The sequence below is a fragment of the Paraburkholderia sp. J76 genome, assembly GCF_905220295.1.
GTDB lineage: Bacteria > Pseudomonadota > Gammaproteobacteria > Burkholderiales > Burkholderiaceae > Paraburkholderia.
On the sequence record NZ_CAJMZJ010000013.1, the window covers coordinates 51,368 to 64,783 of the forward strand.

13 protein-coding genes are annotated in these 13,416 nt (G+C 67.2%); 1 reads left to right on the forward strand and 12 read right to left on the reverse strand.

The features are described from left to right. Window positions 1-2 precede the first annotated feature (2 nt). Genes U5768_RS23265 through U5768_RS23320 form a run of 12 tightly spaced genes read right to left on the reverse strand, consistent with a single transcriptional unit; the run spans window position 3 to window position 12,358 of the window. On the reverse strand, window positions 3-1,181 hold the full coding sequence (locus U5768_RS23265) for a beta-ketoacyl-[acyl-carrier-protein] synthase family protein (protein WP_322032750.1): 1,179 nt from the start codon (window positions 1,179-1,181) through the stop codon (window positions 3-5). Further along, window positions 1,181-3,604, reverse strand: coding sequence for an MMPL family transporter (locus tag U5768_RS23270; RefSeq protein WP_322032751.1), 2,424 nt, complete (start codon window positions 3,602-3,604; stop codon window positions 1,181-1,183). Before U5768_RS23270 ends, U5768_RS23265 begins: the two co-directional genes overlap by 1 nt. Continuing rightward, window positions 3,604-4,266: an outer membrane lipoprotein carrier protein LolA gene (locus U5768_RS23275; RefSeq protein WP_322032752.1), complete on the reverse strand. Its 663-nt coding sequence runs from the start codon at window positions 4,264-4,266 to the stop codon at window positions 3,604-3,606. Before U5768_RS23275 ends, U5768_RS23270 begins: the two co-directional genes overlap by 1 nt. Further along, window positions 4,254-4,694, reverse strand: a complete 441-nt coding sequence (locus tag U5768_RS23280) for a thioesterase family protein (RefSeq protein WP_322032753.1) — start codon at window positions 4,692-4,694, stop codon at window positions 4,254-4,256. The genes U5768_RS23275 and U5768_RS23280 overlap by 13 nt, the downstream gene beginning before the upstream one ends. Continuing rightward, entirely contained in the window at window positions 4,691-6,268 is a 1,578-nt protein-coding gene (locus U5768_RS23285) for an aromatic amino acid ammonia-lyase (protein WP_322032754.1), read from the reverse strand. The genes U5768_RS23280 and U5768_RS23285 overlap by 4 nt, the downstream gene beginning before the upstream one ends. After that, window positions 6,255-7,964 (reverse strand): glycosyltransferase family 2 protein, encoded by a 1,710-nt coding sequence (locus U5768_RS23290; protein ID WP_322032755.1) that lies wholly within the window; start codon window positions 7,962-7,964, stop codon window positions 6,255-6,257. The genes U5768_RS23285 and U5768_RS23290 overlap by 14 nt, the downstream gene beginning before the upstream one ends. Next, the gene (locus tag U5768_RS23295; RefSeq protein ID WP_322032756.1) at window positions 7,961-9,679 is read right to left on the reverse strand and encodes an AMP-binding protein; all 1,719 of its coding nucleotides are present in this window, start codon (window positions 9,677-9,679) and stop codon (window positions 7,961-7,963) included. Before U5768_RS23295 ends, U5768_RS23290 begins: the two co-directional genes overlap by 4 nt. Beyond that, entirely contained in the window at window positions 9,676-10,275 is a 600-nt protein-coding gene (locus U5768_RS23300; protein ID WP_322032757.1) for a hypothetical protein, read from the reverse strand. Before U5768_RS23300 ends, U5768_RS23295 begins: the two co-directional genes overlap by 4 nt. A 56-nt stretch (window positions 10,276-10,331) precedes the next feature. Further along, window positions 10,332-10,583 carry an acyl carrier protein gene (locus tag U5768_RS23305; RefSeq protein ID WP_158759959.1) on the reverse strand — a complete coding sequence of 84 codons (252 nt, stop codon included), beginning with the start codon at window positions 10,581-10,583 and terminating at the stop codon, window positions 10,332-10,334. Between the two features lie 3 nt (window positions 10,584-10,586). Continuing rightward, entirely contained in the window at window positions 10,587-10,904 is a 318-nt protein-coding gene (locus tag U5768_RS23310; RefSeq protein ID WP_322032758.1) for a phosphopantetheine-binding protein, read from the reverse strand. Next, window positions 10,879-11,673: a lysophospholipid acyltransferase family protein gene (locus tag U5768_RS23315; RefSeq protein WP_322032759.1), complete on the reverse strand. Its 795-nt coding sequence runs from the start codon at window positions 11,671-11,673 to the stop codon at window positions 10,879-10,881. The genes U5768_RS23310 and U5768_RS23315 overlap by 26 nt, the downstream gene beginning before the upstream one ends. Further along, window positions 11,657-12,358: a beta-ketoacyl synthase chain length factor gene (locus tag U5768_RS23320; protein WP_322032760.1), complete on the reverse strand. Its 702-nt coding sequence runs from the start codon at window positions 12,356-12,358 to the stop codon at window positions 11,657-11,659. Before U5768_RS23320 ends, U5768_RS23315 begins: the two co-directional genes overlap by 17 nt. A gap of 424 nt (window positions 12,359-12,782) precedes the next feature. On the opposite strand from U5768_RS23320, the gene U5768_RS23325 reads away from it, so the two are divergent. Next, window positions 12,783-13,382, forward strand: a complete 600-nt coding sequence (locus U5768_RS23325; RefSeq protein WP_322032761.1) for a LysE family translocator — start codon at window positions 12,783-12,785, stop codon at window positions 13,380-13,382. Window positions 13,383-13,416 lie beyond the last annotated feature (34 nt).

Consider the following 13,416-nt stretch of genomic DNA (forward strand, 5'->3'; position numbering starts at 1 on the left):
GATCACCGTGAGAGGATGAGTGAAACGTTGCTGCCGCCGAACGCGAACGAATTGCTCATCACGTATTGACGCACGCCGTTGCGCGGCAAATGCCGTATGTCCTGAACGAGGTCGAGCGCGGGCAGCGCCCGGTCCGCTTCTCCGTCCCACACGTGGCGCGGCAGCGCGACGTCGTCGCGAGCGAGCGCGAGCCACGCGAGCGCCAGTTCGCTCGCGCCTGCCGCGCCGAGCGTATGGCCCGTGAGCGGCTTCGTGCCGCTCACGGGCACTCCGTCGGGAAACACGCGCGCCATCAAATGCGCTTCCATCTGGTCGTTCTTGATCGTGGCCGTCGCGTGCAGGTTGACGTAGCCGATCGCCGACGCGCCAATGCCCGCGTCGCCAAGCGCCGCGCGCAATGCGAGTTCGCCGCCCGCGCCTTCCGGGTCGGGCGCCGAAATATGATGGGCGTCGCTCGACTCGCCCGCGCCCGCGAGCATCACCGGCCCTTCCTCGCGGCTCATCAGAAACACCGCCGCGCCTTCGCCGATGTTGATGCCGCGACGCTGCGCGCTCATCGGGTTGGTTCGCACGGGGCTCGTCGATTCGAGGGACGCGAAGCCTTGCAGCGTGAGTTCGCAAAGCGAATCGACGCCGCCCACGACGACGGCATCGCACAGGTTCGCGCGCAGCAGGCGGCGCGCGGCGGCGAACGCCTTGGCGCTCGACGTGCATGCGGTGGAGATCGTGTATGCGGGTCCGCGCAGGTCAAGCGCGGCGGCGGCGAACGGCGCGGCCGTGCCGATTTCCATCTGACGATAGTCGAACGTCGAAGCTGCCTGTTGTGACGCGGGTTGCGTGAACGTCATTTCGGCCGCGCCGATGCCCGATGTGCTCGTGCCCAGCACGACGCCGATGCGGCCCGCGCCGAAGCGCTCACGCGCCGCTTCGATGGCAGGCCGGATTTGCGCCAGCGCGCAGAGCAGAAGCCGGTTGTTGCGGCAGTCGTAGTGCGCAAGCGCTGCGGGCGGTGCGATGTCGAGCGGCGTCGTCACGCTGCCCGCGAACGCGGTGCCGGTGCGCGTTGCGATCGGCCCCATGCCGGGCGCTTCGTTGCGCGCGAGCGCGCCGGCAATCGACGCCACGTCGCCGCCTAGCGCGTTGACCATGCCGGGTGCATGCAAATAGACAGGGAGCGCCATTACGTCTTTTTCCGTTCGGTTGTGGGCATGCCCGTGGGCATGCCGATCGGCGCGAGCATGACGGACACCATGATGCCGAGCGACAGCGTGGCGCCGAAGCTCTTGAGCGCGGGCATCGAACTCATGCTGAGCATGCCGAACGAGAGCAACGTGGTCGCGGCCGAGAGCAGCACGCCGGTCCATACCGCGCCGCGATCGGTGGCCGCGCGCATTGCGCCTTCGCGCAGGAAAACGGCATAGTTCGCGCCCACGCCGAGCACGAGCATCAGCGCCAGCATGTTGAAGAGAGTGATGCGCACGTGCGCGTAGCCGAAAGCCGCGAGCGTCACGCCAATGGCGAGCCACACCGGCAGCGCGACCGCGATGGCCCCGCGCCAGCCGTAGCGGTACATCAGCAGCGCGAGCACGAGCGTGAGCGCGCCCGCCAGCCAGATCGCGCCGTCCTGGCGGTAGACGCCGAAGAGCCTCGACACGCTCGCCGCCTTGTCGACGAAACTCACGCCGGGCAACGCCTGCGCAACTCTGGAAAGGGCGGGCTCGTTGGCAGCTGACACGCCCTGCGGAATCACCATCGCCGCGTATGCGCCGGGGGTGCTCGCGGAACGCCCGAGCCACAAATGGCGCAACGGCTGCGCCCAGGGCTCGGCGAGCCAGTCGTCCACGCGCAGCACGGCAGCGCCCGAGTGCGCCCACGCATCGAGCCATGTTTGCGCCACCTCGTCACGAAAGCCCGCTGCGCCCAGCATCGCGCGCAACGCGGCGGGATCGGCGAACACATGCGCGCCGAGCAAAGCGCGATCGGCCCGCTGACGCGCTTCGGACGGCACGAACGACGTCACCGATTGCCAGCCGCTCAACGCGGACGCGCCCGTGAGCGCGCCGAGCCGCGCCGTCAGCGCTTCGGTGCGCTCCAGAACGGCCTCGGGCGATGCGCCCCGCACGACGAAGAACTGCGCGCTGTTGTCGGCCCCAACCGCGCCCGACACCACGCGCTCTTGCGCGACGAGCGCCGGGTCGCGCTGGATCAGCAGATGAATGTCGTCGTCGCTGCGCAGTTGCAGCCAGCCCGGCACGGCGGCGACCAACAGCGCGAGCGCGACGCCCCACGCGCGCCGGCCGCCGATCTGCGCTTGCCATTTCGCGAGCGAAGCCGCGGCTACCGCGAAGAGCGTTTGGGGACTGCGGCGCGCGGGCTGTGTCATGAGACTCGGCAGCAGCCAGATGACGGAAGCGAAGGCCGTGAAAATGCCGACGATCGCGAAGCACGCGATTTGCCTGAGCGCCGGAAACGGCGCGAACGTCAGGATGGCATAGCCCAGCAGGCTCGTGCTGAGCGCCACCGTGAGCGCGGGCAACACTTCGCGCGCGCCGCGCCGCGAATCCCAGCCGTGCCGCGCGCCCAGATAAACGACGAAGTACTGAATCGAGTAATCGACCGCCTCGCCGATCAGGCTCGCGCCGAACACGAGCGTGAGCAGATGCAGCTTGCCGAACACGAGCAGGGTGGCGGCGAGCGCGCACACGATGCCGAGCGCGGTGGAAACGAAGCCCAGCAGAATGAGCCTTGGCGAGCGGAAAATCCACAGCATGAGCAGCGCGATGCCCACCGCCGAGACGATGCCGATCACGTGGACGTCGCGTTCCGAGGCGCGGCGCGCGGATTCGGCATAGAACACGGCGCCCGTGCGCGCGACGGTGACATCGGGCCACGACGCCCTGAGCGCGGTTTCGCCCTGCGCGATGGCGCGCAGCACGCCGCGCTGGACGTCTGACTCGTAGGCCGAGCCCGGCAGCGTGCCGATAACGAGCACGCTCGTCGTGTTACCACGGTGCGCCACGAGGAACCCGTCCTCGATGGTCAGATTCGATGCCGCGAGCGGCAGCGCCGCGAGCCAGTGCTGAAGCCAGCCGAAGGGATCGTCGGCGAGCGAGGTTGCGAGACCCGCGCCCGGCAGCCCGTAGAGACGCTCCGCTAGCGCGTTGCGCAGCGTTTCGGCGCTTCCGCCGGCTATCGCACGATCTTCGGCCGTGAGCAGTCCGAAGCGATACGGCAGATAGAAACGCGTGATGCGGCCAACGTCGAACGGAGGCACTTGCGCCGTCACCGATGCAAATGCGTGACTCGCGCCCAGCGCCGTGCCCAGTTGCGCCGCCGCTGCCTTTGCGTGCGCCGCGTCGCGGCTCGACAGGAGCAGCACGGCGCGGTTGCCGAGCGCGCTCGCGAGTTGATCCACGGCCTCTTCGGCTACGGGGTCGGCCTCGGTCGCGGGCAACAGCGCGAGCAGGTTCGTCTGCAAGGGCGTCGGTCCCGCAAAGCGCCAGGCGCAGTACAGGGTCGCCGCGAGCGCCAGCAACAGCCACGCAGCGCGTAGCGCCCACTGCCGCCAAGACGGCGTACCGGTGCGAAGCTCGGCGGCGCTCACTACGGCGTTCCGAAAAGCGTTTGATCGGCGGGCGCCAGTTCGGACACCGGCGTACTGCCGCTGAAGTCGTACTGCGTGACGTCGCCGTTAGCGAACGTGATGCGCAGGCTGCGCAGAAAATCGCCGCCCTCCATCCCGATGCCGCGCAGCGCCTGCGCTATCTGCGGCTGGCGCGGCACGAGGCGCATCTGCCATTGCGAAGGCGTACCGTGGGCTTCGACATCGAATTGCGAGTACAGCCCGCTCAGGTCGCCGCCAAGCATCGCGCGCATCATCTTCGCGATCTCAGCCGCGCCGCGCGCGCCTTGCGCACCGCCGTTCCTGCTGCGCTGGCCGGCCGCATCGATCACGGTGATGCCGCTATCGCGCATGATCCACGTTTTCCTGTACGGCGTTTCGACTTGCCAGATCACGCCGCGCTCGCGATAGAACAGCAGCGAGCCCGTGCTCACGAGCGGCGCTTTCATGGCGGCAAGCGTCTGCGTTTGCGTGAAATGCGAACGCACGCCATTCGCGCGTGCGAGACGCGACGCGATTTGCGAAACCAGTGCGGCGTCGCTGGCGCTCACGTTCGCAGGCGTCGTTGCGGCATAGGCGGGAATCCACGCAGACTGAAGCGCAATCAGTGCGGCTACCGCCGCGCATCGTGTCAACGCGCCCATGCGCGCTCCAGCTTTTCGCGCACGACGGGCGGCGAAACGAACTGCAACTCCTGCGTGGCGGCATTCACGGCCACCTGGATGGTGTAGCCCTTCGTAAGCCGCGTGCGCGAATCGCAGTCGTAGATTTCGTAGCCTATTTTCAGGCGGTTTTCGTATTCGAGCAGATGCGCGCACACCTCCAGCCGCTGGCCATATACGGCGGGCCGCACATACTTCAGATGCGCTTCGACGACGGGCCACACATAGCCCGACGCCTGCATCTCGCGATAGTCGTAATCGAACTTGCGCAAGAGCGCCGCGCGACCGAATTCGAAATACTTCAGGTAGTGACCGTGCCAGCAGACGTTCATCGCGTCCACGTCATGGAACGGCACTTCCACGTTCGCACTCGCGCTCAACGCAGGCGCAACCTTGCTCGATCCGCTCATGGTCTCTGCTCCTGCTGCGCGTGCGCGAAGTCGCCCGCTGCGATGCGCGCCGTCATGGCGCGCAGTTCATGTTCGAGCGCGCGGTCCTCGTCGACGAATGGCGACGTAGCGGCCACGTCGTGCATGAACGCGGCCAGCGGCGCGGGGATCACCGTCGCGCCGTTTTCGCGCATGCGCAGGCGCGCGGCCTGCACCGTGGCTAGCGCGTGCGCCGCCGCGACCTGCTCGGTGAGCTGCAGCACGCGCAGACAGTCGCGCGCCGCGATCGTGCCCATGCTCACCTTGTCCTGGTTGTGCGCTTCCGTCGAACGCGAGAACACGCTCGCGGGCATCGTGTGCTTGAGCGCCTCCGCCGTCCACGCCGACGACGAGATCTGCACGGCCTTGAAACCGTGATTGACCGGCGCGCGCTCACGCGTCGCGCCCGTGAGATTGCGCGGCAGACCGTTGTTGAACTTGTCGTCGACAAGCAAGGCAAGTTGCCGGTCCATCAGGTCCGCAAGATTCGCCACGGCGGTCTTCAGGCCGTCCATGGCGAACGCGATATGGCCGCCGTAGAAGTTGCCGCCGTGCAGCACGCGCTCGCCGTCGGGGTCGATCAGCGGGTTGTCGTTCGCGCTGTTCAGTTCGTTCTCGATGTCGCGGCGCATCCACGCGAGCGCGTCGTTCGCCACGCCGATCACGTGCGGCGCGCAGCGGATCGAATAGCGGTCCTGCAAACGGTGCCCCGGCGTGTCCGGGCGCCCGGCCAGATCGGCGCGAATCCAGGCGGCCGCCTCGGCCTGCCCGGCGTGCGGCTTGGCCTCGAAGATGAACGCGTCGAAATGCGCGGCGCGACCGTCGAGCGCCACCGTCGCGAGCGCCGTGAGTCGCGCGCCCAGACGCGCGAGTTGCGCCGCGCGCGTGAAGGCGAGACACGCGAGGCCCGTCATGACCGCCGTGCCGTTCATCAGCGCGAGGCCTTCCTTGGGCGCGAGCGTGAGCGGTTCGCGGCCCAGCGCGAGCCAGGCGTCGCGAGCTTCGCACGCCGCGCCGCGAAACTGCACCCCGCGCTCGCCGACCAGCGCCGCCGCGACATACGAAAGCGGCGTGAGGTCGCCGCTTGCGCCGACCGACCCTTCGGCGGGAATACGCGGCAGCACGCGATGATTGATGAGATCGGCGAGGCGTTCGAGCAGCACCGGGCGCACGCCCGAGAGCCCGAAGGCCAGCGAATTCAGGCGCGCGGCGATCACGGCGAGCGCCGAGGCGTCGTCCAGATACTCGCCCATGCCGCAGCCGTGATAGCGCGTGAGTTGCAACGGCAGCGCCTCGACGAGCGCCATCGGCACGTCTACGACGCACGCGTCGCCGTAGCCCGTATTCACGCCGTACACGGTCGCGCCGGCTTCGAGATGGCGGCGCAGGAAGTCGGCGCCGCGCGCGATGCGGGCGCGCCAGGCCGGGTCGTCGTTCAGGCGCACGGCGGCGCCGTCGCGCGCGACCGCCACGACGTCCTCGATGGTCAGATGGCGGCCGCCGAACACCACGGCATGCGTTTTGACTTCGGCATCTTTCAGGTCAGTTTCGGCCATTCGCATCCCCACTGGGGCGCGCCCAGAAATCGTAGAAGTTGAACCATTGGTAAGGCGCCTTGCGGCAATAGTGTTCGAGGCGCGACGCAAAGCGCTGCGCCCACGCCGCAATATGCTCGGCGCGGCCACGCCGCGGCAGATCGATGCGCTCGGCAAACGGCTCGAAGTAAAGCCGGTAGCCCGCGCGCTCTTTCAGACAAAACAGCAGATAGACGGGGCATGCGAGCGCATGCGCCAACACATAGGGCCCCTGGGCGAATGCGGCTGTCTCGCCGAGAAATTGCGCCTCGGTGGTGCGTCCGGTTTCGCGCGCGGGCGTGCGGTCGCCGACGATCACGAGCAATTCGCCGCGCTCGATGCGCTCCTGCATCATCAGCGCCGTTTGCGGGCCGAAGTCGCTCACCGGCACGAGATGCTGCGCGAAATCGCGATGCGCGGAGGCCAGCACGCTGTTGAAGCGCTTCGCGTGCTCCGTGTAGACGATGGCCGTCACCTTCGTTTGTGCGCCGCGCACGGCAAGGGCCCGCGCCATTTCCAGGTTGCCGTGGTGCGAGCCGATCACGAGCGCGCCGCGCCCGCTCGCGAGCAATTGGTCGAGCGCGCGCGGGTCGTCGATCTCCACGTCGGTCTGATCGACGCGGCCCGTCCACGCGGCCAGCTTGTCGAAGCCCGATTGCGCGAACGAGAGCATGTGGCGGTAGGCCGTGAGCCAGCCGGGGCGCGGCGTCTCGCGTTCGGGCGAGCACTGCCGCAACCTGTCGAAATAGCGCCGCGAGGCGTCGCGCGCGGGACGGCCCGTGAGCAGGAAATAAGCGACGATGGGGTGCAGCCAGAGCGCCGTGAAACGCCGCCCGAACAGGCCGCAGCTCCAGGCGAGCAAGGCCATGCCGAGCCGGCTGCCGCGCTCGGCCGTGCGCCACCAGGGGTTGTCGCCATCGCCCGCATCGGCGCGACGCGGCAGCACCTTGTGCGCGAGCAGCAGCGGCAGGCGCGCGAGCATGCCCGCAACGAGCCGCGTATGGCTGCGGCTGATGCGCACGTTATCCCACAGCACGTCGAAGTGCGAAACGCCATCGGCCGCATAGGTGACGGCGGTCGGAATGGAGACGAACGCCGCGCGCCGCCAGTGCAGGCGCACCAGAATCTCGATGTCGAAGTCCATGCGCTCGGGCAGCTTCACGCTGTCGATCAGCGCGCATGCGAGGTCGAGCGGATAGAGCCGGAAGCCGCACATCGAATCGCGGATCGTGAACGAGAGCGTTTCGATCCAGACCCACACGTGGGTCAGATAGCGCCCGTAGAGGCGCGACTTCGGCACGCTCTCGTCGTACACGGGCTGCCCGATCGCGACCGCGCGCGGGTTCGCCTGCGCGGCGGCGAGAAAGCGCGGCACGTCGGCGGCGTCGTGCTGGCCGTCGGCGTCGATCTGGAGCGCGTGCGTGTAGCCCGCGTCGCGCGCCGCGCGCAGCCCCGCCATCACCGCCGCGCCCTTGCCGCCGTTCGCCGCCAGGCGGCGCAGCGTGAGCTTGCCCGCGTAACGGCGCGCGAGGTCCGCCAGCACCTGCTGGGTGGCCTCGTCGCTGCCGTCGTCCACGACGATGAGCGGCAGGCCGTGGACGATCAGGTTCGCCACGGTGCCGCCGATGGCGTCCTTGTGGTTGTAGATCGGAATGACGATACAGGCCGCGAGGCTCATGCGGGCTCCCTGTACACGAAGGCGCCGCTCGCGCAGTCGCGCTCGCCGGCACGCCACGCGAACGTCACGCGGCGGCGCGCGGCATCGTGTTTGAGCACGAGCTTGAGCAGCGCGCCCGGCGCCACTGGCATGGTGAATTTCAGTTGATCGACCGAAGCGAGCGCGCGCACGGCGGGCACCCACTCGCGCGCGAACCGCATCGCCCAGTCTACCTGCACGACGCCTGGCAGAATCGGCAGGCCGGGAAAGTGGCCCGCGAAATGAGCGAGCGTGTGCGGCACGCGCAATTCGAATGCGCGCCCTTCTGCGTCGTCCCATTCGGCGAGCAATTCGAACCCTTCAACGCTTGCCGCGAACGCGCGGGCGACGGTTCGCGCCTGAATCTTGCCGCGCGAATCGACGGGAAGCGCGCGGTGAATGCGCCAGTGGCGCGGCAGCACGACCGCGTCGAACCAGGCGGCGAGGTGGCGGCGTAGCGCTTTCAGGAACTGCACACGGCCATCGCGGCGAAGCGCTTCGCAGCCTTGCGCGGTGAGCACGACGAGCGCGCCAATGCGCTCGCGCGAACCGCCTTCGAGCAGCACGGTCCGCACTTCGGCCACGCCGGCATGCAGCAGCAGTTTGCTCTCCATCTCGCTGAGCGACACGCGCTTGCCGTCGAGCTTGACCACGCGGTCCAGACGCCCTTGCAGCACGAAGCGGCCTTGCTCGTCGAACGCGGCCTTGTCGTCGGTGCGATGCCAGCCGTCGTGGCCAAGATGCGGCGAACGCACTTCGAGCGCGCCGCCCTCATCCGCGGCGCCCGCGCGCACGGCGATGCCCGGCATGGGCGTCCACGCTTGCGCCTCGTTCTGTCTGCGCCAGGCGATGCCGCCCGTTTCCGTGCTGCCGTAGATCTCCAGCGGCGCGCCGCCGAACGTGGCGGCGTACTGCTTCGCTGTATCGAGCGGAAGCGGACCGCCCGACGAGAAGAACGCGCGCGGCTGCGGATCGAGCGTTTCGAAGCCCGGCAGATCGGGCCAGCGCGAAAGCTGCGCGGGCGTCGAGACGACGACCGTTGCGCCGCATTGCGCGGAACACTCGGTGATTCGTGCCTGGAGTTGCGCAGGATCGGCGCAGGTCGCGCGGGCGAATGGACGCGCCGCGGCAAGCGGCCAGAACACGCGGAACAGCAAACCGTAAATGTGGTGATGCGGCACGCTCGCGAGTACGGCTGCGTCGCCCAGAAGCGCGCCCCAGGCGGCTTCGAGCGTATGCACTTCCGCATCGAACTGCGCGAGCGTCTTGTGGACGGGCTTCGGCGTGCCGCTGCTGCCTGAGGTGAAGAGCGTGAGCACGGCGTTCGCGTCGATCGCCGCCATGCTGGATTCGACGGGCTGAACCACAGCGCGATCGGTACACCACGCGGCAAGTTCGGTTTCGTCGAGCACCGCGTCGTACGCGTCGCTCAGTTCGGCGAGATAGCCGGGCGTCGCGTTCGCCGGAATCACCGGTACTTTTCCAGCAGCAAGGAGTCCGAATAAAGCGCAGGCGAACTCATACGGGTCATCGCTCCACAGCGCGAAGCGCAGGCCAGGCCGCGTTCGCATATGCGCGGCAATGCCCAGCGCATGCGTACGGAACGTGGCGAAATCCGTCACGTGCGCGCCATCGACGCAAACCGCGCCATGCGGCTCGCGGCGCCGCGCCGCGAGAAGCTCGTGCAATGCGATCACGCCGCCTCCCGTCGCGCAGCACGCGGCAGCATGATCCATTTGCGCCAGATAAACTCGCCTGCGAGCAGCGCGCCGATGAGTCCATAGGCGATGGCGCCGTTATAGAGCGACCAGGCGCGAGCCGTCCACGCGAGCGCCGTCCACGCGGAAAACACGCTGTTCACGGCAAAGAAAACACACCAGAGCTGCGTGACACGGCGCGTATAACGCACGATATGCGCGGGCGGATCGGCATAAGTCAGTCGTGCGAATTTTTCGATCATCGACGGGCCCTTCACGAGGGTCGCGCCGAACGCGACGAGCAGCCCGAGATTCACGAGCGCCGGATACAGGCGCATGAGCCGCTCGCTATCGGTGAGGACAATGGCCACCGAGGCCACATTGAGCATGACGGCCACGGCCCAGTCGACGGGCGTGAGCTTGCGCAGCGTTGCGGCGAGCGCGCCCGTGCCGGCCACGCGCTGCATCCAGAGCAGCACGAGCAGCAACAGGCCCACGATGCGCGGCGAATCCCAGCGCCACGCGCACAGGATCACGACCGGGTAGGCGACGCTGGCAATCAGCCGCCATTTGCTGCGTGCACGACCTTCCGCCATGCCGCTTTCGCCTGCACCGGCAGGTTCAGCCGAGCGAAGAACCGTCACGAATGGCCTCAAGCCTGGGTCACGAGCAGCGACTCGACCGCGGCGATCACGTCGCCCACGGTGCGCACCTGCTTGAATTCTTCCGGCTTGATGCGGCGGCCCGTCATTTCCTGGAGCTTGATGGCCAGATCGACGGCGTCGATGCTGTCCAGATCCAGTTCCTCGAACAGGTGCGCCTCCGGCGTCACGCGCGCCGGATCGATATCGAAGTTTTCGTGAAAGATCTCGCGGATACGGTCGAGAATTTCAGCTTCGCTCATGATTCAATCCCCCTTCCCTGCAGTGGCTTGCAGCGCCTCGTCTGCGTCTGCGTGTGCTTCTTCGTTTGCGTGGCTCGCGACGAGCGCCGCGAGCGTGTTGATCGACCGGAAGTAGCCGCGCACGTTTTCGTCGTCGGCGTTGATGGTCAGGTGATAGTGCTGGCGCAGCACGATGCCGATCTCCAGCGCGTCGATCGAGTCGAGCCCTACGCCGTCGGTGTCGAAGAGCGGCGCATCGTCGTCGATATCGGCGGGCGTGAGGTGCTCAAGATCGAGCGCCTCGATCAGGAGCCGCTTAATTTCCAGTTTTAAAGTATCCATAGTCAAACAGGTGCTGTGTGATTTGCGCCTCGATGGTGCGCGTGACGTTGCGCGCGGCGAGTGCGGAGGGCATGTCGCGCGGCGCGAGCGGCTGGACGCCGATGGGCGCGAGCACGTTCACGGTCATGCGGAAAGGGCGCTGCGGGACGTCGTACCAGCGCATCTGCTTGGTGAAGGCCGGCGGATCGCAGTGCATGAGCACGGGCAAAACCGGCGCGCGGGCTTCGAGCGCCGTATGGGCGAAGCCGCGCGAGAACGCGTGCAGGCGATTGGGCGCGGGGCTGCGCGAGCCTTCGGGAAAAATGATCATGCTGTAGCCATTCGCGAGCTGACGCGCGCAGTCCTGCACGAAGCCGGCGGGATCGGCGTTGCTCACGTATTCGGCTGCGCGCACGATGCCCCAGAAGCACGGGTTGCGCCAGTGCGCGTTCTTCACGACGCAGCAGGCGGCGGGCGTGAGCGCGAGCAGCACGACCACGTCGAGGTAAGTGGGATGATTCGCCACGACAATGGCGGGTACGCCCGAGCGCAACGTGTTCGCGCCCGCCACGTCGAGTTTCATGACGCCCGCGCGTTGCAGCGCAGCCACGAGCGAGCGGAAAAACCAGTGGATGACGGTCGTGACCGCGCGTTGTCGCGACGCGCGATGCGGCCAGAGCACCGCGAGCGGAAACACGATCACCGAGAACAGCAGCCCGCACGTGCCGAACAACGCGAAGCTCAGTCCGGTGGCGAAGAGCCGCCAGCCGTAGTCAAGCCGGGCCGACACGCCAGCTCCAATGCCATGTGCCGCCGCTGTCGTGCCAGGCGGCGGTCTCGCCCTTGCTCAGGCAGTGATGCAGCGCTTCGCTTTGCGTAGCGAATTCGCGTGCCTGCCCCGCCGTTTCTGCCCTGTTTTGCGCGACCGAGCACGCGAGCCGGCCTTGCGCCGCCTCGTTCGCATCGAGCAGCAACGCGAACGCGCCGCGCTGGACTTCCTGCTCGACCGCTCCATAGCGTGCGTCGGCGGGTTCATCGGCGTAGACGATCAATACGGGGCTGGCCGGGTCTTCCGCGTGCAGCGCATGGCCTTCGAGCAGCGCATAGCCCAGCGTTTGCGCGCCTGCCGAGAGGGCCGTAGCCGGCGAGCGGTCGCCCCGCAGGATGCCGAACAGCCCGGTCATCGCGTTGAGCACGGAAAGGCTGAACGCATTGGGCGAAACGGGCTTGTTTGCTTCGATGTCGTGCAGAATGTCCGTCGTGCGGCGCAACTCGCCGTGCCGCGACGCGAAAACCACGCGAGCTTTGGTTTGCGCATCGACGCAGTCGCCCGCCACCTTCAGCGCCATGCGCGAAAGCGCGCTCAGGCGGCGGCGCATCATCGGATCGACGAACGCAACCTCAGGCAAGCTTTCCGATGCGGAAGACCAGAAGGACCAGCGCGCGATGGGCATGGTCCACGATAAATCGGGCATAACGGGTTGACGGTGTCGACGGCCGCAGCGTGCGGGCTCTCTACCCCGAACGGCGTATGTTTATTTTTCCTCGGCCCGCAAAATTCTCTGGGCAAAGTTCTCGTGCGTACTTTAACGGCGCAGTTCGCGATTTATTTAGGCTGGGTCACGAAATATTTTGAAAATATTTGTTATGCATCAAGAAGTACATGGAAATCAATGAACTAAGTCCGCGACGAATGCCTTCGTCTCTCTGAAAGAGAACCGCTTCAAGCAGGACAAATTGATACTCCTGGTTTACCGAAATCAGATTTATCTGAAGCAGGCATGCGTCGGCGTAAGACCGTAGAATGCGGGCAGCGCGGGAGCGTTCTGTCGCAGGCTGCGACGTCCCCTACCCTCGGTTTCCGGTAATACGGGGCCTCATTCGTCCAATCGCCATTTAATGCTTTCCATTTCCACCATCGGGCTGATGGTCTCGGGCTGCGCGATCGTGCTGCTCATGCCGGGGCCGACCAACACCCTGCTCGCCGCCGCCGGCTTGAGGCAGGGGCTGCGGCCCTCCGCGCATCTGACCGCGGCCGAACTGGCCGGGTATCTGGTGTCGATTACGCTTTGGGGGCTTTGCTTCACCCACGCGTCGCATTCGCTGGGCTGGCTGCCAAAGGTGCTGCGTGTGGCCAGCAGCCTTTATCTCGCGTGGCTCGCCCTGCGCCTCTGGTTCACGGCTAACTCGATCGAAACGTCGGCGAGGGGCGTCGTTAGCATGCGCACGCTGTTTAGCGCCACGGTGCTCAATCCCAAGGCCATCCTGTTCGCCGGCTCGATTTTTCCGCCTGCCGCATTCGCGAGCGTCGTCGCATGGCTCCAGGCCATGGCGATATTCGCGGTCCTGCTGATTCCCATCGGCCTCACGTGGATCGCCATCGGCGCCGCGCCGCGCAACGGGCGTGCGCCGTTCATCCGGCCGGCGTTTTTCCAGCGTTGCGCGTCCGTTGTGGTGGGCGCTTTTTCCGTGTCGCTCATGTGGGCGCTCGCGCATTAACGCGATCGCGTCGCTCCCAGGCTTGAGCCAACCG

Coding starts and splice junctions, on each gene's coding strand:
- U5768_RS23265 (WP_322032750.1), bottom strand. CDS start 1,181: ATGGCGCTCCCTGTCTATTTGCATGCACCCGGCATGGTCAACGCGCTA.
- U5768_RS23275 (WP_322032752.1), bottom strand. CDS start 4,266: ATGGGCGCGTTGACACGATGCGCGGCGGTAGCCGCACTGATTGCGCTT.
- U5768_RS23280 (WP_322032753.1), bottom strand. CDS start 4,694: ATGAGCGGATCGAGCAAGGTTGCGCCTGCGTTGAGCGCGAGTGCGAAC.
- U5768_RS23285 (WP_322032754.1), bottom strand. CDS start 6,268: ATGGCCGAAACTGACCTGAAAGATGCCGAAGTCAAAACGCATGCCGTG.
- U5768_RS23290 (WP_322032755.1), bottom strand. CDS start 7,964: ATGAGCCTCGCGGCCTGTATCGTCATTCCGATCTACAACCACAAGGAC.
- U5768_RS23300 (WP_322032757.1), bottom strand. CDS start 10,275: ATGGCGGAAGGTCGTGCACGCAGCAAATGGCGGCTGATTGCCAGCGTC.
- U5768_RS23305 (WP_158759959.1), bottom strand. CDS start 10,583: ATGAGCGAAGCTGAAATTCTCGACCGTATCCGCGAGATCTTTCACGAA.
- U5768_RS23310 (WP_322032758.1), bottom strand. CDS start 10,904: ATGGATACTTTAAAACTGGAAATTAAGCGGCTCCTGATCGAGGCGCTC.
- U5768_RS23320 (WP_322032760.1), bottom strand. CDS start 12,358: ATGCCCGATTTATCGTGGACCATGCCCATCGCGCGCTGGTCCTTCTGG.
- U5768_RS23325 (WP_322032761.1), top strand. CDS start 12,783: ATGCTTTCCATTTCCACCATCGGGCTGATGGTCTCGGGCTGCGCGATC.